Below are 22,994 nucleotides of genomic sequence, written 5' to 3'. Positions count from 1 at the left end.
TCAGGCCACCGCCCGAGACATGACGTACAGGCAATCGCGTACGGCTGTCCGGTCTTCGTCGAAGGTGCGCAGATGCACACCGGGCACGTCCGGGTGCGAATCGATGCGCGCCGGTGCATGCAGGTAGACATTCAACGGCCGTTCGCTGGTGGAAGCCTGCAACTGGTTTTCACGGCCGATCAGCGCGGTCAGCGCCGCATCGCTGTCGCTGCTGCCGACCGAACGCACCGAGGTCCAGCGCCCTTCCCGGGCCAGCAGCAACACGCTGCGTACCGGTTCGGCGACCACGAACAGGAAGTCCCCGGCATCAAAGCTTTTATCGAAATGGTTGAACGCCGCCATCAGGTAGGGTTGCACCGAACGCAGGCGCAACCCGCGAGCGCTGACCACGGCGCGCAGGCGTTCGAGCAAGTCCTGTGGCAGCGCGGTGGCGATGCGGTCGTAACCGGCGGGTTCGGGCGAGAGCACCAGGCTCCAGGGTTGATTCGGGGCACCGTAGAGGTCTTCGAAACACAGTTGGGCGAAGCTGAGCAATTCGGCCGGGCTGCTGATCTGCTCGCTCCAGGGCACCAGACAATAGCGGCTGAAATGCCCGGAGATCACCACGGTCAGTTCTGCCCTGGCAACGGTGTGTTCGGCCAGCAAACGGTCGAGGGTATCGAGGGCCACCGTCCAGGCCTGGAAGCCTTCGTCGATGTAGCCGACGCTGCCCAGCCAGTGGATTGCACCGCCTTGCCGTCGCCCCAGGCCAACACCACTGGCACCGAGCACGGCGACAAACTGCTCACGAGATAAAAGTGACACGATTGATCTCCTCGAGCGTGGTCCGGCCTTGTTCCACCATTTCCAGCGCCGACTCGCGCAACAGGCGCAAGCCACGTTTGCAGGCAAGGGCCTTGATCTTCGAGATGGGTTGGCGCTCGACGATCATTTGCCGCAGTTCGTCGTCCAGGTGCAGCAGCTCGGCGATCGCGCTACGTCCGCGATAACCGGTGCCCCGGCAATGCCCGCAGCCCTTGCCGTGGACAAACTGGTAGTGAGCGACCTTTTGCCGATCAAGCCCCGAGACCTCCAGCTCTTCCTCTGTCGGGCTGTAAGGGCTGCTGCAGCTGGTACAAACCAGGCGGATCAAACGCTGGGCCAACACGGCATTGAGTGCCGAGACCAGGCTGTAGGGATCGATTTCCATCTGGGTGAAACGGCCAATCACGTCGAACACGTTGTTGGCGTGAATGGTGGTGAACACCAGGTGACCGGTAAGCGCCGATTGCACCGCGATCTGTGCAGTGTCCGGGTCGCGGATTTCACCGACCATGATCTTGTCCGGGTCATGACGCAGGATCGAGCGCAGGCCTCGGGCGAAGGTCAGGCCTTTCTTCTCGTTGACGGGGATTTGCAGCACGCCCGGCAGTTGATACTCCACCGGGTCTTCAATGGTGATGATCTTGTCCACGCCGTGATTGATCTCGGTGATCATCGCGTACAGCGTGGTGGTTTTGCCGCTACCGGTAGGACCGGTCACCAGCACCATGCCGTAGGGTTCGGCGGCCAGCCGACGCAACTGGCGCAGGGTTTCCTCTTCAAAGCCCAGGGCCTGCAGTTGCACGCCACAGACTTTGTCGGCGAGGTCTTGTTTGTCGAGTACCCGCAGCACCGCGTCTTCTCCGAAGATGCTCGGCATGATCGACACCCGGAAGTCGATCTGCCGGCCGCTGATGCCGATCTTGAAGCGCCCATCCTGCGGCACGCGTTTTTCGCCGATGTCCAGTTCGGCCATGACCTTGACCCGGGAAATCACTTGCTCGGCGAACTCGCTGCCCTGGATCTTGCTGATGTTGTTGAGCACGCCATCGATCCGGTACTTGATCACCAGGCCGTTACCGGTGGTGCCGAGGTGGATGTCGCTGGCGTGCATTTTCAGCGCGTCATACAGGGTCGAGTTGACCAGTTTGACCACAACGCTGGAGTCTTCGCTGATGCTGGTCAGGGACAGGCTTTGCAGGTTATCGATTTCGGCGCCGGCGTCGCTCTGGGCGTTGAGCGACTCCACCGCATGGAAGCTTTCTTCGTGGCGCGCCAGATAGGCCTTCAGGTCATCGGCATGCACCAGGTACAGCGGCGCACCGTGCAGGCATTCATCGATCCAGGCCAGGCGTGCGCTGTCGAAGGGGTCGGCGAACACACCGATGACCGCATCGTCATGACGCAGCAGGATGAATTCGCGCTTGAGGCATTGGGCCAGGGTCACCCGGTCGAACACCGGGGTGGATTTGAACAGGCTGTCGGTGTCGAGTACCGGGTAGTGCAGGGTCACGCCGAGGCATTGAATGAAAGGCATCGGAGCCAGCTCACACAGCCCGGCGAGGGCGTCCAGCATCCGTTCGCCGGAACTGGTGGCCAGGGCTCGGGCCTGGGCCAATTGCTCACTGGTAAAACGAGTCGGTACACATTCCAGTTGCGCCGGTTCTACGGCAAGGGATAGACGGTCCATGGCTTGCTCTCCAACGCACGGGGCGTTAAGCCCTGTCGGCGCGGCGAGCAATTTCGGCGGGGGCCGGAACATCTTGTCGCGCCACTACTCCCCGGTGAGCATTTGTTCGTCGTCTGGCGCCATAGAGGCCGATGAACTTTTTCGGCGATCTGCAAGCACCCAACTACCGTCGTACAACTGCAGCGGGAAACTCTCGGTCTTGCTTTGGCGTCGTTCGACGAAGCCCTCGCAAGTGCTCACACCTGTTTTGGGTTCGCGCTGTCTGCCCAGAAGATCAAGCACTGCACGGGCCAGTTCCACCAATGGGAACGGTTTGAACAGGATATGGCTGACCCCCAGTTGCCGGGCCCGCTCGCAGACCTCTGCGGTGGGGTGCCCGGTGATCAGCACAAAATGACACTTCCTGTTCCGGCGGACGGCATCGAGCACCTGAAAACCTTCCATATCGGGCAACCGGTAATCGAACACCATCACATCGGGTGCGAAATCGTCTGCTTCAGCGATTCCTTGCGCACCGTCGTGAGCAATCCGGACTTCCAGTGCTTGCGCCTGCAGGTAACCCTGAAGGTTTTCCGCCAGCAACTGTTCGTCATCAACAACCAGTATTTTGTTCAACAAGGTGGACTCCTTGAAACCGCAGGTCCGGGTTTCGAACCTGACGGAGTGCGCGCCCTGACAGGACTAACGCACACTTCATGCCAGGCTCGGCGCCGGTAATTTTAGGTCTTCATGTCCTTGAATTTAAAAACAATGCCTTTTCGTACAGAAATCCAATCCCCCAAAAACGGGGAAAGCGATTGGATGGGTATTGAAGTTTTTTCCCCACTGTTGGGGAACCCCCCTATTCGTCGTCAACTCGCTCGATACGATAGCGCGACCGCAATGGCGCCAATACCCTCATTACGGTTAAGCGTAGCCGCGCGGTTTCGAGAGTGGAAGCGTCTGCACCGGGCGCTGCCTTGATCAGGATATGCCGGGCCATTGCGGCACCAAGCCACGGGCACCCACAGCGTCAGCAGGACCAGTAAGGTGTTGAATTTCATGATCGGCCTCCGGTCAGGGCGTGGCAGCAATGGGTTTATAGGGGGCGACCAGATAGAAACGCTGGGCCGGCAGATCCACCGTGACGATATGGGCACCGCGCAAGCCCAGGCGCCGCCCCGGACCAAAGCTGATCAGCGGCGTCAGCCCGGTATCGAAGTCATGCAGGCCTTCCAGGGCACTGACCAGTTTTTCGCGACTGGCATCCCGCCCGGCCTGCCTCATGCCTTCGCTGAGCAGCATCATCGAACTGAACGCCCCCACTTGCAGCACCGCGTGCTGGCCGCCGAGGCCCTGGTGTTCGCGCAACTGGGTCAAGGCCTGGCGCCCGGCCAGGGTCCAGTCGCTTGGTACGAACGGATAGGCCAGGAACACCCGCCGGGAAAATCCGCTGGGCACCTGCATCAGATTGCCCGCCACCTGGTTCGAGGCGGCGAACAGGTAAGGCACCTGCCCCGCCGTTTGCAAGCGCTCGGCCAGACGACTGAAGCCGCTGCTGCTGCCCAGATAAAACACCGAGCGCGACCCCAAGGGAAAATCATCCCTGGTCGAGTCGTAGGCTTGCAGGCGCACCTTTTGCCAGGCGTGCCCCTGCAAGTACTGGCTGAGTTCCTGCGCCACCAGCCGTTGGCCCGATTCTGCCGGGTAGGCGATCAGCGTCGGCCCCTGAAGCACCCGCAAGCTGGCACCGGCGTAGTCGGCCAGGGCAATCAATTGCTCGCGAAGCCCCGGTAGCGGTTCGAAAATCTGCGGACTGGCGTGGAGCGTGCCCTGCAACGACAGCGGCCCGATCAGGGGAATGCCGGCCTGTTCCAGGCGCTCGGCGAAGTCAACGTCCAATGCCGGCGCCAGCGGTGCAATCAGGGCAAACACCTGCTCTTCATCGATCAATCGGTCCAGCGCCTTCTGGGCACTGGCGCGATCGCCGCCGGGGTCGAGGATGGTCAGGCGCAACTGCCGGCCATGAATTCCGCCAGCCTCATTGATACGCGCCACGCAGCCGTTGAGTACCGCCGCCACCGTGACGCCCTCGTCGCTCAATGGCCCGGTGCCCGGCAACAACGTGCCCAGGTGCAGGATGTCGGGCATCAGGCCCGGGTCGCGGTCTTCGGTGAGGCGCTTGAGGTACGCCGTGAGGTTGCGTTGATCGTTCATCGATAACATGAACCGTGGCATCGCCGGATCGAGCCGATTGTTACCGGGGTCGCGCCCCTCCTGCACCGCCCGCGCCAGGGTACTGTCGCTGTAGGCCGGATAACTGCGGCCGTTGATGTGTTGCTGACCATGGCTGCCGGTCAACCGCGACCACCTCAGGTCCGGCGGTCGCACCCCGCCCTCCGGGTGCCCGAGGCCATCTTCGCCGTGACAACCGGCACACGGCAGGCTGGTTGCCGGCAACACCCTGTCCGTTGCACCGACCCGGGCCATGATCGGTTCGCCGCTGGCCGACACACCTTCGCGGTACAAGCGCTTACCGGCACTTTCACTGAGACTCAGCGGCAACGCCTGGGCGGTGAGCGTGATGCCGCCGAAGAGGAGCAGGCCAAGGACCAGGGCAGTATTCATGGCCGTGACTCGGCGACCGGCATTGTCAGCAACTGCAAGTGCTGGGCAATGGCGGCGGCCGGGACATCGGGACGGATTTTGCCCCAGCGCTTGTTCGCCACATCTGCGACGATCAACGGGGTGGAGTGCTGCTCGGGAGGCGGCACGATCTGGTCGATGCGGCCCAATACAAGGTCCATTTGCACCTTGTCGCCGGGAAGAAAAAACCAGTGGGGCTCATTGACGCCCTGTTTCAAGGTGCAAGCCTTGAGTACCGCCGGGGTGTCCCGCAGCGGATCACTGGTAAGGGAGATAAAGGTGATGCCGTCGGCGTTGTCGCCCAGCACCTCACGCACTTCTTTGAGCTTGCGGATAATCAGCGGGCAGGCATCGTTAAAACAGATGCTCAGGGCGACCCCGCCGATGGCTCTCATGGCTGATGCTCCATGGCGATGGCGGTGTGCTTGGCGTGGGTGTTGCGTTCACCACTGAGCTTCTCGACTGCACGGGCCAGCTCCGTCGGGTCGGTGAAACCGTAGTAGCGGGTCCAGAAACGGCTGTTGCCATCCCCCACCAGAATCAGCGGCGAGTGGTTCTTGAATTTACCGCTGTAGGCACCCAGGCCCTTGAGGGTGGCATCGACCGACTGCGGCGAACCGGTCAGCCAGCTCCAGCCCGGCCCCGTTTGGAAGGTGCGGGCGTAGTCGTTCAGGCGTTGGGGATCATCGCGCAGCGGGTCGATGCTGATCGACACCAGTTGCACTTCGGTGCCGACCCGCGCCCCCAACTGTTTCTGCACCTTGCCCATGATCGAGGACACCACCGGGCAGACCGTGATGCAGCTGGTGTAGATGAAGCCCATGACCACGATCTTGTTTCTTACCAGGTCTTTTTCCAGGCTGACGACCTGGCCGTTCTGGTCCAGCAGGGTCACGTCGGCAAACTTGATCCGGGCGGTCTCCGGGCTGGCGGTACTGGTCGACATGTCGTGCCCGCCGTGCTCGTCCGCCGAGTGAGCCAGCGCCTGGCCGATACAGATGGCCAACAGGCAGAACGTCAGCAGGCATCGATGTGCGAATCGGTTCATGTCAGCTTCCTCTCAGGGGGTATCACCGGGCATGACCCGAACACCTGGCGCAATGCCGGACAAGGGTTGGCCGGAGGCTTTGTCCGTCACACGAAATTGCACATCGGTAACGCCACCCTCACGCAGTACACCGACCTTGGCCGGGGGCTTTACATCACGGGCCACCGAAACCCCGTCACGCTCCAGCGTCTGGTTGCTCCAGGTGTCGGGCAAGGCGACTTCGCTGAGCACAATCGGGGGCTTGGTCCGCCATACCCCGAACCCGATCAACGCCACTCCAAGAATCAGCGCGCTGCCAGCGATTGTGATGGTCCTGTCCATAACAACATTCCTCTTTACCGATCTGTTCCTGCCTTGCCCGCCCCCTGTGGGAGCGAGCTTGCTCGCGATGGCTGCTTTGCAGTCGCCAGCGATGTCGGCTGTCAGTCCGCTGTCGTCGGAACGCCGCCCGGAGCAAGCTCACTCCCACAGAGGGAGGAAGGCCAGCAGGCTCTGCAGCTTGAAGGTCAGGCAATCACCGGCAGCTACCCGAAGCAAATTGATCAAGGACGGAGCGTGGGAAATGCCGATCATGAACTCGGGCCTCGCTTCGGGTTATCAGGGAATGCTTCTCGACAATTCGTCTGGAGCAATCCGCGTGCCACAAAAAAATACGTTATTAATCAGCCTGTTATATTCACGACTTGATAAGCCGGGGGATATTCCCCACCCAATCCCCCCACTTTCTCTCCGGGGCCACTTTTCCCCACTATTGGGGGAAAACTACCCCGGGGTTTCGATCACAGCGGCTCGTCTGCGGACAACCCCTGCAAAAGCCGATACTGGTTCAGCACACTGGGCACATAACGCTGGGTTTCAGCGAACGGCGGGACCACGTTGCCCCGACTGAGCACCGCTTGCGGGCCGGCGTGATAGGCCGCCAGGGCGAGGCGGATATCGTTGTCGAACATCGTCATCAGGCGTTTGAGATAGCGGGCGCCGCCCTGGATGTTAGCCTTGGGGTCGTAGACGTTGGTCACCCCCATTTCGCGGGCGATGGCGGGCATCAGCTGCATCAGACCGCGAGCGCCCTTGGGCGAGGTAGCACGGGCGTTGTATCTGGATTCGGTCTTGATCACCGCGTGCAGCAGCGCTGCCGGCAGTTCGTTGGCCGTGGCCGCCGCCGACACCAGCTCGGCATAGGGTTGCGCGGCGATCATCTGCGGTTGTTGGTCGAGGCTGACGACCCTCGCATCGGGCTCATGGATCACCCGTTCATAGTGGCGTCCGGGGCGGTGGACATTGGACAGAACATAGTTGCCTTTGGCGTCCAAGGAAACGAACACATCGGCCTGTGCGGCGCCGGTCAACACAAGAAGACCCAGCAACCCGGTGGTGAGTGATTTCATGGTTATAACTCCCCTTCCCGGCCCCGAAAATTGGGGGAATTGCCCCAATGGCCAGTCGTGAAACAGCCATACGCAAGCACTGTGCCGTAAGTGAGAAGGCACGTATTACGAGGGGTACAGAAGGGTCATCAACCGTGAGCATGGCAATTGCATGCAGTTTCATAGCAACTACATAGCGACTACATAGAGCAACTACATGGCAACTCTGCTACAGACAGTTATGAGGTCATCATGAAACAGCGACTGCGTTATGCCCGGCGAACCCAAAGCGGGTTCACCCTGCTCGAACTGCTGGTGGTGCTGGTGGTGCTGGGGTTGTTGGCCGGCATCGTGGCGCCGAAGTATTTCGCCCAACTCGGTCGTTCCGAAGTGAAAGTGGCCAAGGCGCAAATAGAGGGCTTGAGCAAGGCCCTGGACCTTTACCGCCTGGAGGTCGGCCATTACCCGTCGACCGAACAGGGCTTGCAGGCGCTGGTCACTGCCCCTGCCGACGAACCGCACTGGACCGGCCCGTACCTGCAGAAAAAACTCCCGCAAGACCCTTGGGGCCACAACTACACCTATCGCTATCCCGGTGAAAACAGCGAGTACGACCTGTTGTCCATGGGCAAGGACGGGCAGCCCGGTGGCGAAGGCGAGAACGCCGAAGTCACCAACTGGAACTGACGGGAATAGCAACCATGCGCTTTCATCTCAAAGCCGTCGGCAAGGCCGGTGTCGTAGCCATGACCGTCGAGGCACAGGGGCAAAGCGAAGCCAGGCGCATCGCCGAAGACCAGGGCCTGCGGGTGGTCAGCCTGCACGCCGAGCGGCATTGGCGCGCATTGCGTCTCAGGCAACGCGAGACCTTCAACCTGGTGTTGTTCAGCCAGGAACTGACCACCTTGCTCAACGCCGGCCTGCCGTTGATCGATGCGCTGGAAAGCCTGGCGGAAAAGGAAAGCGCACCACAAGCCCGCAAAACCTTGAGCGAACTGGTTCGCTTGCTTTACGAGGGCAAATCGTTTTCCCAGGCATTGAGCCAGCTGTCGGCCGTGTTCCCCCCGCTGTATGTTGCACTGGTGCAGTCCAGCGAAAAGACCGGTGCCGTGGGCGATGCCCTGGGCCGCTATGTCAGCTATCGCCAGCGCATGGACGAGGTTCGCCAGAAGATCGTCAGCGCTTCGATCTACCCCATGCTATTGCTGGTGGTGGGTGGTGGCGTGGTGTTGTTTTTGATGGGTTATGTCGTACCGCGCTTCAGCCTGGTGTTTGAAGGGCTGGGGTCGAACCTGCCATGGTTGTCGCAGATCCTGATGAGCAGCGGCATGTTCCTTCACGCCCACCAGGGCGAATTCTTCGGTGGCTTGCTGGCCGTTATCGTCGCCCTCGCCCTGCTCCAGCGCCAACCGGCCTTTCGTCGGGGACTGGACCGCCTGATCGAAAAACTCCCGGCGGTACATCAGCGCATCTTCATGTATGAACTGGCGCGTTTCTACCGTTCGCTGGGGATTCTGCTGCAAGGCGGCATTCCCCTGGTCACCGCCATGGGCATGGTCCGCGGCTTGCTCTCCGTCGCCTCCCGCGCACGTCTGGACCAGGCCTGCGAGCGGGTGCGCGAGGGGCAATCGCTCTCTGCCGCGCTGGAACTCAATCACCTGGTGACCCCCGTGTCCCTGCGCCTGCTGCGCGCCGGCGAACAGTCCGGCAACCTCGGGCAGATGATGGAGCGCAGCGCCGACTTCTACGACGAAGAAATCAGCCGCTGGATCGAATGGTTCGTGCGGCTGTTCGAACCCTTGCTCATGACCTTCATTGGCCTGTTGATCGGGGTGATCGTGATCCTGATGTACATCCCGATTTTCGAACTGGCCTCAAGCATTCACTGACCCTTGGGAAGAGGGCCCGGCTGTAAGTTGAATTCTTTTTCAACGTTCCAGCCGAATAAATCGATGCGTTGGAATGTTTACAAAGTTCCTACGGGAAAAAAAGCAGCACATTGCAATGTTAATCAACGTTCCATTCTGAATAAGAAGACGGAGAACGACATGCACATCAATAAGCTTTTACTGGCAGTAGCTATTGGCGCGGTTCTGTCGGCGTCTACCGTATTGATTCCGGACAACCTGTCCGGAGTTTCCAGTGCTCAGGCCAAGGAAGGGGGTAGTGGCGGTGGTGGTGGCGGAAGTGGTGGTGGAGGCGGCGGCGGTAGCGGTGGTGGAGGCGGCGGCAGTGGCGGTGGCGGCGGCGGTGGTAGCGGTGGTGGAGGCGGCAGTGGCCATAGTGGCGACCATGGCAGCAACAGTGGCCATGGCAGTGCCAACAGCGGTTCGGGCCACTCCGGATCGGCCTCGTCCTCAGGACGCAGCGGTACTCATGATGAACCCGGCGATGACCGTGGCGTCCACGCCAATGGCGAACCCGGCGATGACCGCGGCGTCCATGCCAACGGCGAGCCCGGCGATGACCGTGGCGTCCATGCCAATGGCGAGCCCGGCGATGACCGTGGCGTCCATGCCAATGGCGAGCCCGGCGATGACCGTGGCGTCCATGCCAATGGCGAGCCCGGCGATGACCGTGGCATCCATGCCCAACCTGGTGATGACAAAAGGACCTGATTCCCACTGAAATCCATACAACACAAAACCCTGTGGGAGCGGGCTTGCTCGCGAAGGCGGTATGTCAGTCGACATCAATGTCCCATGACCCACCGCCTTCGCGAGCAAGCCCGCTCCCACGATAGATTGTGTGACCCATCTCCTTACAACCCACCCTCAGACTGATCCAGCTCCTCGCGCAAGAACCCGACCAGCGCCTGCACCGGCCGCGAACTTTGACGATGCTGTGGATACACCGCCGATAACGTCAGCGGTCCGGGGCAAAAATCCTCCAGCACCTCCACCAGCCGTCCGTCCTTCAACGCCGAACCGACAATGAATGTCGGCAAATACGTGATCCCCAGGCCGGCGATCGCCGCGTCCTTGAGCAATTCACCGTTGTTGACCCGCATCCGCCCGCTGACATTGACGCTCAATGGCTTGCCCTGCCCCGCAAATCGCCATTGCACCTGGCGACCATGACCGTACGGCAGGCAGTCGTGGCCGTGCAAATCTTCAGGTTTGCGCGGTATGCCGCGTTCGGCCAGGTACGCGGGGCTTGCGCAGTACACCCGTTCAATGGAGGCAATGCGGCGGGCGATCAGCGTCGAGTCTTCCAGTGTGCCAATGCGCAGAGCCAGGTCGTAACCTTCACCGAGCAAATCCACGGGACGATCGCTCAAATCCACCTCCACCGTCACCTCGCGATAGCGCTGCAAAAACACCGGCAACAGGCACCCCAGATGCGCCAGTGCGAACGACAGCGGCGCACTCACACGAATGGTCCCGCGTGGCTCGGTGGTCTGGCCGGCGATGCCCTGTTCCACTTGTTCGACTTCGCTGAGCAGGCGCAGGGCTGACTCGTAATAACTCTGCCCCAGGGGCGTGACATCCAGGCGCCGGGTTGAGCGATTGAGCAAACGCACGCCCAGGCGTTCTTCGAGTTGCATCAAGCGGCGGCTGACAAACTGCTTGGACAGGCCCAATTGATCGGCGGCAGCGGTGAAGCTGCCGGAGTCCATGACCTGGCAAAAAATACGCATATCTTCGAAGGGGTTCATTGTCACTTCCCGGTTGACAGTCAAACACTTTATAGACGCTTTTTCCCTTCCAGGCACCCCATTAATCTGTGCTCACGGTGTTGCTGAAGCCTGAATCCCGGAGCCGGCAGCGACCTCATCCCAAGACACTCAATTCAATCGGTTAAAAAGGATTTACCCATGAACCTCGTTCAGAAAACCCTGACCGCGTCCCTCCTAGCCCTCGCCGTCGGCAACGCTTTTGCCGCAGGCAGCCCGGGTGTCGAACACAACACCCAGGCCTTTCTCGAGGCCCTCGCCGCCGGCGGTGGCAAACCGCTTGAACAACTGAGCCCGAAAGATGCCCGTGCGGTGCTGACCGGCGCCCAGACGTCGGTGAAGGTTGACCTGTCCGGCGTCGACGTCAGCAACAAAGCGATCAAGGTCGACGGGCAGACCATTCACCTCAAAGTGGTGCGTCCAGCCAAGGTCAAAGGTGAGTTGCCGGTGTTCATGTTCTTCCACGGTGGCGGTTGGGTGCTGGGCGATTTCCCGACTCACCAGCGCCTGATTCGCGACCTGGTGGTGGGTTCCGGCGCGGTCGCGGTGTACGTCGACTACACGCCCTCGCCGCAAGCGCATTACCCGACCGCGATCAACCAGGCCTATGCCGCTACCCGCTGGGTGGCCGAACACGGCCAGGAGATCGGCGTCGACGGCAAGCGCCTGGCCGTGGCCGGCAACAGCGTCGGCGGCAACATGGCGGCAGTCGTGGCTTTGATGGCCAAGGAACAAAAAACCCCGGCCCTGCGTTTTCAACTGCTGATGTGGCCAGTGACCAACGCACAGTTCGATAACGCTTCGTACCAGCAATTTGCCGAAGGCCACTTCCTGACGCAAAACATGATGAAGTGGTTCTGGGACAACTACACCACCGACGCCAGCGAGCGTGCGCAAATTCATGCCTCGCCGCTCAACGCCAGCACTGAACAGCTCAAAGGCTTGCCGGCCGCATTGGTGCAGACCGCCGAGTTCGACGTGCTGCGCGACGAAGGCGAAGGTTATGCCCGCCACCTCGATGCGGCGGGCGTGCCGGTGACCTCGGTACGCTACAACGGCATGATCCACGACTTCGGCCTGCTCAATCCGCTGAGCCAGATACCGCAAGTGAAAGTAGCGGTGCGTCAGGCTGCGCTGGAGCTCAAGACGCATTTGAACTGAGCCCCTGCCCTTCACCGCACACTGGTTGTGTGGTGAAGGGCTTTTCTGTGGGAGCGGGCTTGCTCGCGAAAGGGGTGGGTCAGGCAACACTAATGTCACTGATACTCCGTCTTCGCGAGCAAGCCCGCTCCCACAGAAAAGCGCTCTCCACCTGCACGACCTCATTTCTACCGGAGCATCCCCATGTCCTTTCTCCTCGGTCACCTGCTCTCTCTGAGCACCCTGCTGCTGGCCATCGACGCCCTGCTCTGGCACCTCGCGCCATTCAAGCATCGGGTGAGCCGGGTCGGTGTGCGTCTGGTGCTGTTTCTGCTGTTCAGCACAGTGATCATCAACGCCGGCGTCAGCCCCTTGCAGGCACCGCTGTTGGTCGACGATCGGGTGGTGCAACTGGGGGCTACGGCACTGGGGATTCTCTGGTGGCTGTACGCCGCACGGGTGCTGACCGAAGTGATCGGCCTGGCCCTGATGCGACGCATCGGCCATAGCGGCCGGCTGTTGCAGGATGTCATCGGCGCACTGGTGTTCCTGATTGCCGTAGTGGCGGCCGCCGGCTACGTGCTGGAACTGCCAGTGAAAGGTTTGCTGGCGACCTCCGGCGTCGTCGCCATCGTGGTGGGTCTGGCATTGCAGAGCACCTTGAGCGACGTGTTCTCCGGCATCGTGCTCAACACCACCAAGCCGTACCAGGTCGATGACTGGGTTTCCATCGACGGTGCTGAAGGCAAAGTGCTGGATATCGACTGGCGCGCCACGCATCTGCTGACCAGCGCCGGCAGCACGGCGGTGGTGCCGAACTCGGTGGCGGCCAAGGCGAAGATCATCAACCTCAGCCGCCCGACCAACCTGCACGGCGTGTCGATCAGCATTCAGGTGCCCAATCACATTCGCCCGCGTCGGGTACTCGATGCCCTGGACCGTACCCTTCAGGGCAGTAGCAGTCTGCTGCTCGATCCTGCGCCGAAAGCCGTGCTCAAGGAGGCCGGCGAAACCATGTCCGAATACGTGGCCAGCGGCTTCATCGCCGAATTGGGCAAAAAGGGTGAAGTGCGTAATCAACTGTTCGACCTGGCTCATCGGCACCTCGAAGCGGCAGGCATTTCCCGGCAACCCGATGGCGTGATCGAGCCGTCGACCCGCGCACGGGCCTTGCTCGATGAAGTGAAAATCTTCCGTTCCCTGAGCGCCGAGGAGCGGGATCGCCTGGCCCAGAACATGGTGGCGCAGCAATACGCGGCCGGTGAGGTGGTGGTGGATCTGGATGAGGTACCGGACAGCCTGTTCGTTATCGCCACCGGCGTGGTCAGCGCCACCGTCCCCGACGGCAGCACGCAGATCGAAGCCGGGCGCATGGGGCCGAGTGAAGTCATGGGCGAACAAAGCATCCTCGCCGATACGCCATCCCAGGCACGGTTCACCGCCATGACCTCAAGCATCATCTACCGTCTCGACAAATCCCTGACCCGCAACTGCATGACGCAACGACGGGAAGTCGACCGGGCGTTGAACAAGCTGCAAGCGGTGCGCCAGCAGAACAGCCGGATGGCGTTGATGGCCAAACCGGTGGTGGTCAGGAAAGGTGGTTTTTTGGGATGGTTGCAGAGTCGCTGATCAGCAGATCACACAAAACCTTGTGGGAGCGGGCTTGCTCGCGATAGCTCTCTGTCAGTCAACATATGTGTCGACTGATACGCCGCCATCGCGAGCAAGCTCGCTCCCACAGGGGTACGTCTTACTTCGCAGTGAACTTCATGTAGCTGTTGATCAGGTTGCGATAGTTCGGCAGGCGTTCCGACAGCAGGTTGGCCAGGCCTTCCATGTCATTGCGCCAGTCGCCTTGCAGCTCGCAGGCCACGGAGAACCAGTTCAGCAAATGTGCACCAGCGGCCGACATGCGCGCCCAGGCCGCTTGTTGCACAGTGGTGTTGAAAGTGCCGGAAGCGTCGGTCACCACAAACACTTCAAAGCCTTCAGCAATGGCCGACAGGGTCGGGAACGCCACGCACACGTCGGTCACCACACCGGCGATGATCAGTTGCTTGCGACCGGTGGCCTTGATCGCCTTGACGAAGTCTTCGTTGTCCCAGGCGTTGATCTGACCTGGGCGGGCAATGAACGGCGCGTCCGGGAACTGCGCCTTGAGCTCTGGCACGATCGGCCCGTTCGGACCGCTGTCGAAACTGGTAGTGAGGATGGTCGGCAATTTGAAAAACTTGGCGATGTCGCCCAGCGCCAGCACGTTGTTCTTGAACTCGTTGGGCGAGAAATCCTGCACCAGCGAGATCAGACCGGTCTGGTGGTCGACCAGCAATACCACGGCATCGTCTTTGTTCAGGCGTTTGTACGGAACGTTGCTCATTGGAAGCTCCTTGATGGATGGTTGTTGCATACCGCGCCGCCCTGTTGGGTCGGCGCTTTTTTGAATTCGTCAGAAGGCAAAACACGAACAGCCAAAGGCGCCCCAGAAACCGGCGAAATCACTGACCGGTGCGTTCGACAGGCGCGCCCGCTCATGGCTGTGGGAATGCACCGCGCACGGCCCGCTGCAATGGTGAACCTGGGCCTGCATCGGCGACGTCGGGCGCCAGTGGCCCGGCACCTTCACCACCGGCGACCAGTCCGGCAGCACCGGCACGCTGGCCGGCCCGAGCTTCTCGAAGTCACCGGCGCCGTACACCACCTTGCCGCCGACCACGGTCAACACCGATTCGATCCACTTGATCGCCTCTTCATCGACACTGAAAAAATCCGCACTGAGGGCCGCGACGTCGGCCAGTTGCCCGACCTTGATCTGGCCCTTTTTGCCCTGCTCCGACGAGAACCAGGCGCTGCCGTGGGTGAACAGTTCCAGCGCTGTCAGGCGCGACAGGCCTTCGGCGTGCAACTCCATGCCGCCGACGGTGCGGCCGCTGACCATCCAGTACAGCGAAGTCCACGGGTTGTAACTCGATACCCGCGTGGCGTCGGTACCGGCACCGACCGGTACGCCCTCGGCCAGCATGCGCTTGATCGGTGGCGTGGCTTCGGCGGCTTTCGCGCCGTACCGCTCGACGAAGTACTCGCCCTGGAACGCCATGCGATCCTGAATCGCAATGCCGCCACCGAGCGCCCTCACCCGCTCGATGTTCTGCGGGGTGATGGTTTCGGCATGGTCGAAAAACCACGGCAAGCCGTTGAACGGAATGTCACGGTTGACCTTCTCGAACACGTCGAGCATGCGGCTGATGGACTCGTTGTAAGTGGCGTGCAAACGGAACGGCCAGCGATGCTCGACCAGATGCCGCACCACCGGCTCCAGTTCGGCTTCCATGGTTTGCGGCAGGTCCGGGCGCGGTTCGAGGAAGTCTTCGAAGTCCGCCGCCGAGAACACCAACATCTCCCCGGCGCCGTTGTGCCGCAAGTAGTCGTCACCCTGGTGCAGCTTCACGCTGCCGGTCCAGTTCTTGAAGTCGGTCAACTCTTCCTTGGGCTTTTGGGTGAACAGGTTGTAGGCGATGCGCACCGTCAGTTGCTCGTCCTTCGCCAACTGTTCGATCACCTGGTAATCGTCCGGATAATTCTGGAAACCACCGCCGGCATCGATAGCGCTGGTCAGGCCCAGGCGATTGAGTTCGCGCATGAACTGACGGGTCGAGTTGACCTGATACTCCAGCGGCAGCTTCGGCCCCTTGGCCAGGGTCGAGTACAGAATCATCGCGTTCGGTCGCGCCACCAGCATGCCGGTCGGCTCGCCATTGGCGTCGCGCACAATCTCGCCACCTGGCGGGTTCGGCGTGTCGCGGGTGTAACCGGCTACGCGCAACGCAGCGCGGTTGAGCAAGGCGCGGTCGTACAGGTGCAGGACAAACACCGGCGTGTCCGGTGCCGCCTGGTTGAGCTCCGCCAGGGTCGGCATGCGCTTTTCGGCGAACTGGAATTCGTTCCAGCCACCGACCACCCGCACCCACTGCGGCGTCGGCGTGCGGTCGGCCTGATCCTTGAGCATGCGCAAGGCATCGGCCAGGGACGGCACACCTTCCCAGCGCAGTTCCAGGTTGTAGTTCAAGCCGCCGCGGATCAGGTGCAAGTGCGAGTCATTGAGCCCTGGAATCACGCAGCGGCCCTTGAGGTCGATCACTTGGGTGTTCGAGCCACGCAGGGCCATGGCCTCGGCATCGCTGCCCACTGCGACAAAGCGACCGTCGCTGATCGCCACGGCGCTGGCGAGCGGTTTTTCGCGGTCAACGGTATGAAATTGACCATTGAACAAAATCAGATCGGCGTTCATCACGGTTCCTCGTGCAAAGTGGCGGGAGACAGCCAGGGCGCGAACAGACGCGTCGCCATGGGCATGAAGATGTAAACCACCGAGAGCACGATGGTCAGGGTGATCAGGAACGTGGCCACCACGTAGTTGGAGAGCAAGGCGTTGAGCCGTAGCAGCGGCCCCCACAGCAGCGGCACCAGCAAGGTGTGCGGCAGGATCACCAGCAACGTCACCACGGCCTGCTTCCAGCGCGGCGGTGGCGTACCGGCTTCGGCCTGGGGCGAGAACCAGAACTCGTTGACCGGATTGACCTCGGTCTGGTCGCCATCGGCCAGCATCGGCGCGGCTTCGTCGACCAGCTTCTGGCGCTGCGGCGAATCGAGCCAGCGCTGCATCGCCTCAGTCGAGCAAAAACGCAGCACGCAGGTGTAGGTGTCGAGGCCGGCGTTCTTGCCGCGCACCACATCCACGCCCAAATGCCCGACGCTCTGCGCGGCCACCTTGACGATGTTGCGCAGCCAGGCTTCATAAGGCACTTCAAAACCGGCCTTGACCCGGTGCTTGACGATCAAGGTCACCACCTCATCAGGCCCGGGACTTGCCGGTTCACGGCGATTGAGATCAGACATAACGCAAGGCTCCGGCGAAACGGACATTGAGCGCCAGCCGTCCCGGCCCGGCGATGAGAATGCTGGTGAACACAATCAGCAACAGCCAGCCGAACTGGCCTTCGAAGAGGGTCCACTGCGGATGCACGATCAACATCGACACCCATAGCAAAAACAGAATAGGCAAACACGCCAGACGCACCAGCAACCCGACGACGATCAGCAGCGGGCACACCACCTCGGCGAATATCGCCAGCATCAGCGTCAGGTTCGCCCCCAGGTGGAAAGGGTCTTCGATGTTTTGCAACTCGGCACTGTAGTGAAGCAGCTTTGGCAAACCGTGCACCCACAACAGAAACAACCCGCCGCTGACCCGCAGGAACAGCAACCCCCAGTCTTGCGCCCGATCATCGCGTCGCGAAGCGTCCATGGCCCACCCGCACAAATGAAAAACCACCGGCGCCCATGCGCCGGGACTGGATTCGATAGTGCCGGGACAGGGGAAGGAAAAATTGAATGTACGTGCTCTGTTTGCGAGCACGCCGGCGCTCTGCAAATCACACAAAATCCTGTGGGAGCGGGCTTGCTCGCGAAGGCGGTGGGTCAGTCAACATCAATGCTGACTGTCATGACGCCTTCGCGAGCAAGCCCGCTCCCACACTGGATAGTGATTGCCTGTTGGTTTTTGCTCTACCAGACAAAACCGCTCAACCGCTATTCCTGCGGGTCGAGGTTATCCAGCGCCCGATTCACCGCCAGCTCACCCAACATGATGATCTGCGCAATCCCCAGCAACGCGTTGCGATGAGGGCTTTCCAGAAATCCCGCAAGGTCACTGGTCATGATGCTGGCCGAGGCCAGAGATTCGCACGCGTGGGCCAATAGCGTTTCGGTGTTGATGTCGGGGGCGATGACAAACATCGTGCTGGGATTGCGCGGTGTTGCCGGGTCTTTCGGGGGATTGAGGTAGTGATCCAGTGCGCGATCGGCGGCTTCGTGGAGCTTTTTGGAACTGGGGGATTCGTAGGGGGAAACGTCGTCGGCTGGCGGGGGATTCGGGGTTGGTTTGAACATGGTCAAGCTCCTTGATCAATGGAGCCGCCACACGTCGCTGCTAAACGGTATGGGTGGCGGCTGTACGCGGGTTAGCAGACCAGGGATCAAGGAACCCGGCGCACCGAAGTGCCCCACGCACAGCCACCAAATTGCAGACCGGACTGATCTGAAGTTGACACTGGCGAGCCTTGAAATTTACCGAGCTGCTAAACCCGATCGCTGAATGGACAGCGATGCGGAAACGATAGAGACCAGGGTCAAGACTCACAAGCCGGCGGATTCTGGCGTAGTTGTAGGCAACGACGCAAGACGGTGTGGCTTTCAGGAAACAAGGCTGACAACTTTTAAACAGAGCTGCCGAAACACTGCACATTCCCTGTGGGAGCGAGCTTGCTCGCGATGACGGCATTACATCCAGCATGGGTGTTGACTGGCCCACTGCTATCGCGAGCAAGCCGCTCCCACAGGGGGATTGGGGGTGTTTGCAAATGCCGGGGTCACCACAAAAACTGTGGGAGCTGGCTTGCCTGCGAAGAGGCCGGCACATCCAACATCAATGTTGCCTGACACGCCGCCTTCGCGAGCAAGCCCGCTCCCACAGGGGGATTGGGTATACCTGTGAGTAATTGGTCGGCTGACAGGCCGCCATCGCGAGCAGGCTCACTCCTACAATTGGACCGAGTACATTCGATGGAAATTGATCGGCTGACACGCCGCCTTCGCGAGCAAGCCCGCTCCCACAGAAAAGCAACAGCAGAGCAGCCCACACCACCGCGTCGCTTCTCACCACTCATCAGGCCGAGCGTTAGCTCGCCTGCAGCTCTTGATCTTGATCCACCCGCCCCCTCGGCAGGCTGAGGGGAGGCGTTCATCCGGGGGTGGGCGCGTAGCGCCGTTCGGCGAAGCCGAACACATCGAGAGGAGGTCGAAGCGAAGCCGACCGGAGGCGATGCCCCCGGATGAAGGCCGGAGCGAAGGAACCCCGAGCCTCAGCGAGGGGCCGCACGTAAGGGGCGAGACCTTTTGGTTACTTTTGGGGCGTTTGCCAAAAGTGACCCGCTGTAAGAGCGGAACCATAAGCCGCCGTTACCGCAGAAACGGATATGTACTCAATCAACCCAGAACCTGGTCGGCCCAGAGGCCGCCAAGGTCAACCCCTAAGAAACATCCAAAGCCACAGACATGAACTGACTGATCCGTGAGCGCAACCAGCGCTCCGCCGGATCATTGTCATGCACCCCGCTCCAGGCCATCGACAACTGCGCCGCCTCAATCTCGAACGGCGGATCCTCGGCCCGCAACCCACACCCCTCAACCAACGCACACGCCGCATAATCCGGCACGGTGGCAATCATCTCGGTCCCCGCGAGCAACGCCCGCAACCCACTGAACTGCGGCACCCCCAGCACCACACGACGACTACGCCCAACCTTCGCCAGATCCAGATCGATATTGCCGCTCAAGTCACCGGAGAACGACACCATCGCATGGGGTCGCTCACAGTACTCATCCAGGGTCAACGTCCCCGGCCGGGTATCGCCGCGCAGCACTTTGCAGGGAATATCACGCAGCTTCTTACGCTTGGCATTGGCCGGCAGATCCGTGGTGTAACTCACGCCCACCGAGATTTCCCCCGACGCCAGCAGCGCCGGCATCAACAGATAATTGGCCCGCCGCACGACCACGACAATCCCCGGTGCCTCTTCCTGCAACTGACGCAGCAACGGTGGAAACAAACCGAACTCGGCATCGTCCGACAGACCAATGCGAAACACATCGCAACTGGTCGCCGGATCGAACTCCTTGGCCCGGCTGACCGCACCGGAAATGGTGTCCATCGCCGGCTGCAATTCCTTGAGAATCGCCAGCGCCCGCGCCGTCGGCTCCATGCCGCGACCGTTGCGCAACAGCAACGGATCGTCGAACAGATCGCGCAATCGCCCCAGCGCGGCGCTCACCGCCGGTTGGCCCATGAACAGTTTTTCCGCGACACGGGTCAGGTTCTTTTCGAACATCAGGGCTTCGAAAATCACCAGCAGGTTCATGTCGACGCGACGCAGATCATTTCGGTTCATAGGCACGGGTTCCTTGTATGTTCGGCCAGGCGCGAGTGCTATGGACTTTACTCGATCAACGGCACGTTTGCCGCTCGTTTGTACGGGCCGTACTCCACCGGCACCCACTCGAAATGCTTGCCTTGGGCGGTGATATGTCCGATGCCGGGGAATGGCAGGTGCGCAGCCGTCACCCAGGTCTTGCTGGCGGCCGCGGCACTGAACACCTGGTTGCGACTGTTGATCGCTTGCCGGCTGTCGACGTCGAAACCGATCGATACCTCAGGGTGCAGGAACTGCACGGCGAGGTTGTGTACCAGGTCGCCCATGAACAGGATGCTTTGCCCTTGAGACGTGAAACGGTACGTGGTGCTGCCCGGCGTGTGCCCGGCTTCCAGTTGCGCCTCGACCACACCCGGCAGCGGTGACTGGCCGGGGGTGAAGGTCTTGAAACGGCCAGCGGCAACGTAAGGCGCGGTGGAGTCCTGGGCCACCTTGAAGAAGCCCTTGGCCGCTTCCGGTGCCTTGGCCAGTGCCTGCGGGTCGAGCCAGTAGTCGGCTTCGGCCTTGGCCGCGTACACCGTAGCGTTGGCGAACACCGGTTGCCGCTGACCGTCCACCAGACCGCAGACGTGATCCAGGTGCAGGTGAGTGATCAGGATGGCGTCCACCTGCTCCGGTTTGTAGCCGGCCGCTTGCAGGTTGGCCGGCAGCTGGCCGGCGGTAGGACCGATGCACTGCCCTGCCCCGGTGTCGATCAGGATCAGTTGTTGACCGGTGTTAACCACAAACGCGTTGAAGGCGGTCTGCACACCCGGGGTTTCAATCGAACGACGGGCCAGCAGTGCGCGGATCTGGCTCTGGCTCATACCTTGCAACAGCTTCGGCGACAGGTCGTTGTAGCCGTCGAACAGCGCCGTCACTTCGTAATCCCCCAGCGCCAGCCGGAAGTAACCGGGTACTTGCGTGCCCACCTGCGCGGGCGCCTGGGCCAGTGCGCTGGCGGATATCAGAACCAGGCCGATGGCGCCCAGCGTTCCCTGCCATGTCCGTTTCATCTGCTTACCTTTTCAAGCCAACCGGCGGTCCGTTTTGGCCCGCTCCACGCTGCGCATCTTGTGCCAATCGTCGTTACTTGCACTTGCAACGGTGTGCTCTGTTCACACCCTCGGGCATGGAATTAACAACGTTTAACTCGTCAGCCACTCGGGCCGCCTCCAACAATGAAGCCCTCAGCGCAGAACTGTTTTTTTCCAGAGTAACGGTGCTGATCGCTCGAACCGGGCGTCAGCGCTTTTCCTCCCCCGACCGGACAATGGCCATGGCTTACCCACAGCACACCACCGCCCGCGCACCTGCCAGCGAACCCCGCAAGACCAACACCGGTGGCCTCAGCCCGCAGCGCGAAAAACAGGTTAAACAATTGATCCTCGAACGCCTCGGCGACAGCCTGGAAGTCACCGAACTGGCACAGGCCTGCGCGCTCTCGCGCAGTCACTTTTCTCGCGCGTTCAAGTGCAGCACCGGCCTCTCGCCGCAAGAATGGATTCGCCAGCAACGCGTTGCCCTGGCCAAACAGTTGATCCAGTACACCGACATGAGCCTGACGCAAATCAGCCTCGAATGCGGCTTCTGCGATCAGGCGCACTTCTGCCACATCTTCACCCGAAGCGAAGGCATCAATCCGTTTGCCTGGCGCTGTCAGTTTGTCCGCGGCACCGCCCTCAACGGCAAAAGATCACAGCCTTCGCCAACACCTACGGATATGCACACATCCGTGTAGGCGCTGGCGAAGGCGGCGATCTTTTGATCCTGCTTTTACAACGACATCAACCCTTGAGGAATGCCAACAGATCCGCGTTGAGCTGATCCTTGTGGGTGTCCGTCAAACCGTGAGGGGCGCCCGGGTAAATCTTCAGGGTCGAGCCCTTCACCAGTCTGGCCGAGGAGACACCCGCCGCTTCGTACGGTACGACCTGATCCGCGTCGCCATGCACCACCAGGGTCGGCACGTCGAACTTCTTCAGGTCTTCGGTGAAGTCGGTTTCCGAGAACGCCTTGATGCAGTCATAGGCGTTCTTGTGGCCGGCCATCATGCCTTGCATCCAGAACCAGTCGATCATGCCCTGGGACGGTTTCGCATCAGGTTTGTTGAAGCCGAAAAACGGGCCGCTGGCGAGGTCGATGTACAGCTGCGAACGGTCGGCCAGCGAGGCCTGGCGGATGCCATCGAACACTTCCAGTGGCAGGCCGACGGGGTTGGCTTCGGTCTTGAGCATCAGCGGCGGCACCGCGGAAATCAGCCCGGCCTTGGCCACGCGACCGGTGCCATGGCGACCGATGTAACGCGCCACCTCGCCACCGCCGGTGGAGAAACCGAACAGCACGGCGTTTTGCAGGTCGAGCAGCTCGATCAATTGCGCCAGATCGTCGGCGTAATGATCCATGTCATTGCCCGACCAGGGCTGGCTGGAACGCCCATGACCCCGACGGTCGTGAGCGATGACCCGGTAGCCCTTGGAGGCCAGGAAAATCATCTGCGATTCCCAGCTGTCGGCGTTCAGCGGCCAGCCATGGCTGAAGACAATCGGCTGGCCGGTGCCCCAGTCCTTGTAGTAAATCTCGACGCCGTCGCGGGTAGTAAAGGTACTCATGGGTGATG

At 61.2% G+C, this 22,994-nt stretch carries 22 protein-coding genes and 1 pseudogene; 6 read left to right on the top strand and 17 right to left on the bottom strand.

Annotated features, from left to right (window positions below; genetic code table 11):
* The 8 genes and pseudogenes from ABIA48_RS25125 to ABIA48_RS25090 form a co-directional block, all read right to left on the bottom strand.
* Positions 1 to 804, bottom strand: coding sequence for a hypothetical protein (locus ABIA48_RS25125; protein WP_429492097.1), 804 nt, complete (start codon positions 802 to 804; stop codon positions 1 to 3).
* Positions 785 to 2,491: a GspE/PulE family protein gene (locus ABIA48_RS25120; RefSeq protein WP_429492095.1), complete on the bottom strand. Its 1,707-nt coding sequence runs from the start codon at positions 2,489 to 2,491 to the stop codon at positions 785 to 787. The genes ABIA48_RS25125 and ABIA48_RS25120 overlap by 20 nt, the downstream gene beginning before the upstream one ends.
* An 84-nt stretch (positions 2,492 to 2,575) precedes the next feature.
* Positions 2,576 to 3,109 (bottom strand): response regulator, encoded by a 534-nt coding sequence (locus ABIA48_RS25115; RefSeq protein ID WP_007991446.1) that lies wholly within the window; start codon positions 3,107 to 3,109, stop codon positions 2,576 to 2,578.
* A 438-nt stretch (positions 3,110 to 3,547) separates the two neighbouring features.
* Positions 3,548 to 5,098: an ABC transporter substrate-binding protein gene (locus ABIA48_RS25110; RefSeq protein WP_429492093.1), complete on the bottom strand. Its 1,551-nt coding sequence runs from the start codon at positions 5,096 to 5,098 to the stop codon at positions 3,548 to 3,550.
* Positions 5,095 to 5,472: pseudogene (locus ABIA48_RS25105) on the bottom strand (SCO family protein); the annotation flags it as partial. The gene ABIA48_RS25110 and the pseudogene ABIA48_RS25105, both read right to left, overlap by 4 nt.
* Positions 5,473 to 5,507: 35 nt before the next feature.
* Positions 5,508 to 6,164, bottom strand: a complete 657-nt coding sequence (locus ABIA48_RS25100; RefSeq protein ID WP_429492091.1) for an SCO family protein — start codon at positions 6,162 to 6,164, stop codon at positions 5,508 to 5,510.
* Between the two features lie 12 nt (positions 6,165 to 6,176).
* Positions 6,177 to 6,485, bottom strand: a complete 309-nt coding sequence (locus tag ABIA48_RS25095) for a hypothetical protein (RefSeq protein WP_429492089.1) — start codon at positions 6,483 to 6,485, stop codon at positions 6,177 to 6,179.
* A 458-nt stretch (positions 6,486 to 6,943) separates the two neighbouring features.
* A complete protein-coding gene (locus ABIA48_RS25090; RefSeq protein WP_429492088.1) occupies positions 6,944 to 7,552 on the bottom strand; it encodes a lytic transglycosylase domain-containing protein in 609 nt (202 codons plus the stop codon).
* A gap of 231 nt (positions 7,553 to 7,783) precedes the next feature.
* Here ABIA48_RS25090 and gspG point away from each other — a divergent pair, with 231 nt between their 5' ends.
* The 3 genes from gspG (at position 7,784) to ABIA48_RS25075 (ending at position 10,149) form a co-directional block, all read left to right on the top strand.
* Positions 7,784 to 8,218 carry a type II secretion system major pseudopilin GspG gene (gspG, locus tag ABIA48_RS25085; RefSeq protein ID WP_429492087.1) on the top strand — a complete coding sequence of 145 codons (435 nt, stop codon included), beginning with the start codon at positions 7,784 to 7,786 and terminating at the stop codon, positions 8,216 to 8,218.
* Between the two features lie 14 nt (positions 8,219 to 8,232).
* Positions 8,233 to 9,420: a type II secretion system F family protein gene (locus ABIA48_RS25080; protein ID WP_007991438.1), complete on the top strand. Its 1,188-nt coding sequence runs from the start codon at positions 8,233 to 8,235 to the stop codon at positions 9,418 to 9,420.
* 159 nt (positions 9,421 to 9,579) lie between these two features.
* Positions 9,580 to 10,149 (top strand): hypothetical protein, encoded by a 570-nt coding sequence (locus ABIA48_RS25075; RefSeq protein ID WP_429492086.1) that lies wholly within the window; start codon positions 9,580 to 9,582, stop codon positions 10,147 to 10,149.
* A gap of 143 nt (positions 10,150 to 10,292) precedes the next feature.
* Here ABIA48_RS25075 and ABIA48_RS25070 read toward each other — a convergent pair whose 3' ends face one another.
* Positions 10,293 to 11,189 (bottom strand): LysR family transcriptional regulator, encoded by an 897-nt coding sequence (locus ABIA48_RS25070; protein WP_429492085.1) that lies wholly within the window; start codon positions 11,187 to 11,189, stop codon positions 10,293 to 10,295.
* Between the two features lie 159 nt (positions 11,190 to 11,348).
* On the opposite strand from ABIA48_RS25070, the gene ABIA48_RS25065 reads away from it, so the two are divergent.
* Together ABIA48_RS25065 and ABIA48_RS25060 are read left to right on the top strand one after the other, a co-directional pair.
* A complete protein-coding gene (locus ABIA48_RS25065; RefSeq protein ID WP_429492084.1) occupies positions 11,349 to 12,368 on the top strand; it encodes an alpha/beta hydrolase in 1,020 nt (339 codons plus the stop codon).
* A 183-nt stretch (positions 12,369 to 12,551) separates the two neighbouring features.
* Positions 12,552 to 13,979, top strand: coding sequence for a mechanosensitive ion channel domain-containing protein (locus ABIA48_RS25060; protein ID WP_429492083.1), 1,428 nt, complete (start codon positions 12,552 to 12,554; stop codon positions 13,977 to 13,979).
* A 121-nt stretch (positions 13,980 to 14,100) separates the two neighbouring features.
* Here ABIA48_RS25060 and ycaC read toward each other — a convergent pair whose 3' ends face one another.
* From ycaC to ABIA48_RS25025, 7 genes are all read right to left on the bottom strand, one after another.
* Entirely contained in the window at positions 14,101 to 14,727 is a 627-nt protein-coding gene (gene ycaC, locus ABIA48_RS25055) for an isochorismate family cysteine hydrolase YcaC (protein WP_007977200.1), read from the bottom strand.
* 69 nt (positions 14,728 to 14,796) lie between these two features.
* Positions 14,797 to 16,635 carry an amidohydrolase gene (locus ABIA48_RS25050; RefSeq protein WP_429492082.1) on the bottom strand — a complete coding sequence of 613 codons (1,839 nt, stop codon included), beginning with the start codon at positions 16,633 to 16,635 and terminating at the stop codon, positions 14,797 to 14,799.
* Positions 16,635 to 17,243 carry an antibiotic biosynthesis monooxygenase gene (locus tag ABIA48_RS25045; protein WP_429492081.1) on the bottom strand — a complete coding sequence of 203 codons (609 nt, stop codon included), beginning with the start codon at positions 17,241 to 17,243 and terminating at the stop codon, positions 16,635 to 16,637. Before ABIA48_RS25045 ends, ABIA48_RS25050 begins: the two co-directional genes overlap by 1 nt.
* A complete protein-coding gene (locus ABIA48_RS25040; protein WP_429492080.1) occupies positions 17,236 to 17,652 on the bottom strand; it encodes a DoxX family protein in 417 nt (138 codons plus the stop codon). Before ABIA48_RS25040 ends, ABIA48_RS25045 begins: the two co-directional genes overlap by 8 nt.
* Positions 17,653 to 17,936: 284 nt before the next feature.
* The gene (locus ABIA48_RS25035; RefSeq protein WP_310065035.1) at positions 17,937 to 18,296 is read right to left on the bottom strand and encodes a DUF6124 family protein; all 360 of its coding nucleotides are present in this window, start codon (positions 18,294 to 18,296) and stop codon (positions 17,937 to 17,939) included.
* Between the two features lie 1,139 nt (positions 18,297 to 19,435).
* Positions 19,436 to 20,353, bottom strand: coding sequence for a LysR family transcriptional regulator (locus ABIA48_RS25030; RefSeq protein ID WP_204933986.1), 918 nt, complete (start codon positions 20,351 to 20,353; stop codon positions 19,436 to 19,438).
* Between the two features lie 47 nt (positions 20,354 to 20,400).
* On the bottom strand, positions 20,401 to 21,390 hold the full coding sequence (locus tag ABIA48_RS25025) for an MBL fold metallo-hydrolase (RefSeq protein ID WP_429492079.1): 990 nt from the start codon (positions 21,388 to 21,390) through the stop codon (positions 20,401 to 20,403).
* 263 nt (positions 21,391 to 21,653) lie between these two features.
* On the opposite strand from ABIA48_RS25025, the gene ABIA48_RS25020 reads away from it, so the two are divergent.
* A complete protein-coding gene (locus ABIA48_RS25020) occupies positions 21,654 to 22,115 on the top strand; it encodes a helix-turn-helix domain-containing protein (protein ID WP_429492078.1) in 462 nt (153 codons plus the stop codon).
* 46 nt (positions 22,116 to 22,161) lie between these two features.
* Here ABIA48_RS25020 and ABIA48_RS25015 read toward each other — a convergent pair whose 3' ends face one another.
* Positions 22,162 to 22,986, bottom strand: coding sequence for an alpha/beta fold hydrolase (locus tag ABIA48_RS25015; RefSeq protein ID WP_429492077.1), 825 nt, complete (start codon positions 22,984 to 22,986; stop codon positions 22,162 to 22,164).
* Positions 22,987 to 22,994 lie beyond the last annotated feature (8 nt).

Origin of the sequence: Pseudomonas sp. S30_BP2TU TE3576 (assembly GCF_050436025.1) — a bacterium.
Taxonomy (GTDB): domain Bacteria; phylum Pseudomonadota; class Gammaproteobacteria; order Pseudomonadales; family Pseudomonadaceae; genus Aquipseudomonas.
The sequence above is the reverse complement of the archived record's forward strand: the minus strand, read 5'-3'. Positions and strand labels throughout refer to the sequence as shown.

Bases quoted from the DNA above. Each gene is read 5' to 3' on its own strand.
- ycaC (WP_007977200.1), bottom strand. From the start codon at position 14,727: ATGAGCAACGTTCCGTACAAACGCCTGAACAAAGACGATGCCGTGGTA.
- ABIA48_RS25080 (WP_007991438.1), top strand. From the start codon at position 8,233: ATGCGCTTTCATCTCAAAGCCGTCGGCAAGGCCGGTGTCGTAGCCATG.
- ABIA48_RS25120 (WP_429492095.1), bottom strand. From the start codon at position 2,491: ATGGACCGTCTATCCCTTGCCGTAGAACCGGCGCAACTGGAATGTGTA.
- ABIA48_RS25095 (WP_429492089.1), bottom strand. From the start codon at position 6,485: ATGGACAGGACCATCACAATCGCTGGCAGCGCGCTGATTCTTGGAGTG.
- gspG (WP_429492087.1), top strand. From the start codon at position 7,784: ATGAAACAGCGACTGCGTTATGCCCGGCGAACCCAAAGCGGGTTCACC.
- ABIA48_RS25075 (WP_429492086.1), top strand. From the start codon at position 9,580: ATGCACATCAATAAGCTTTTACTGGCAGTAGCTATTGGCGCGGTTCTG.
- ABIA48_RS25050 (WP_429492082.1), bottom strand. From the start codon at position 16,635: ATGAACGCCGATCTGATTTTGTTCAATGGTCAATTTCATACCGTTGAC.
- ABIA48_RS25045 (WP_429492081.1), bottom strand. From the start codon at position 17,243: ATGTCTGATCTCAATCGCCGTGAACCGGCAAGTCCCGGGCCTGATGAG.
- ABIA48_RS25035 (WP_310065035.1), bottom strand. From the start codon at position 18,296: ATGTTCAAACCAACCCCGAATCCCCCGCCAGCCGACGACGTTTCCCCC.
- ABIA48_RS25100 (WP_429492091.1), bottom strand. From the start codon at position 6,164: ATGAACCGATTCGCACATCGATGCCTGCTGACGTTCTGCCTGTTGGCC.
- ABIA48_RS25070 (WP_429492085.1), bottom strand. From the start codon at position 11,189: ATGAACCCCTTCGAAGATATGCGTATTTTTTGCCAGGTCATGGACTCC.
- ABIA48_RS25030 (WP_204933986.1), bottom strand. From the start codon at position 20,353: ATGAACCGAAATGATCTGCGTCGCGTCGACATGAACCTGCTGGTGATT.
- ABIA48_RS25020 (WP_429492078.1), top strand. From the start codon at position 21,654: ATGGCTTACCCACAGCACACCACCGCCCGCGCACCTGCCAGCGAACCC.
- ABIA48_RS25090 (WP_429492088.1), bottom strand. From the start codon at position 7,552: ATGAAATCACTCACCACCGGGTTGCTGGGTCTTCTTGTGTTGACCGGC.
- ABIA48_RS25015 (WP_429492077.1), bottom strand. From the start codon at position 22,986: ATGAGTACCTTTACTACCCGCGACGGCGTCGAGATTTACTACAAGGAC.
- ABIA48_RS25040 (WP_429492080.1), bottom strand. From the start codon at position 17,652: ATGGACGCTTCGCGACGCGATGATCGGGCGCAAGACTGGGGGTTGCTG.
- ABIA48_RS25065 (WP_429492084.1), top strand. From the start codon at position 11,349: ATGAACCTCGTTCAGAAAACCCTGACCGCGTCCCTCCTAGCCCTCGCC.
- ABIA48_RS25060 (WP_429492083.1), top strand. From the start codon at position 12,552: ATGTCCTTTCTCCTCGGTCACCTGCTCTCTCTGAGCACCCTGCTGCTG.
- ABIA48_RS25110 (WP_429492093.1), bottom strand. From the start codon at position 5,098: ATGAATACTGCCCTGGTCCTTGGCCTGCTCCTCTTCGGCGGCATCACG.
- ABIA48_RS25025 (WP_429492079.1), bottom strand. From the start codon at position 21,390: ATGAAACGGACATGGCAGGGAACGCTGGGCGCCATCGGCCTGGTTCTG.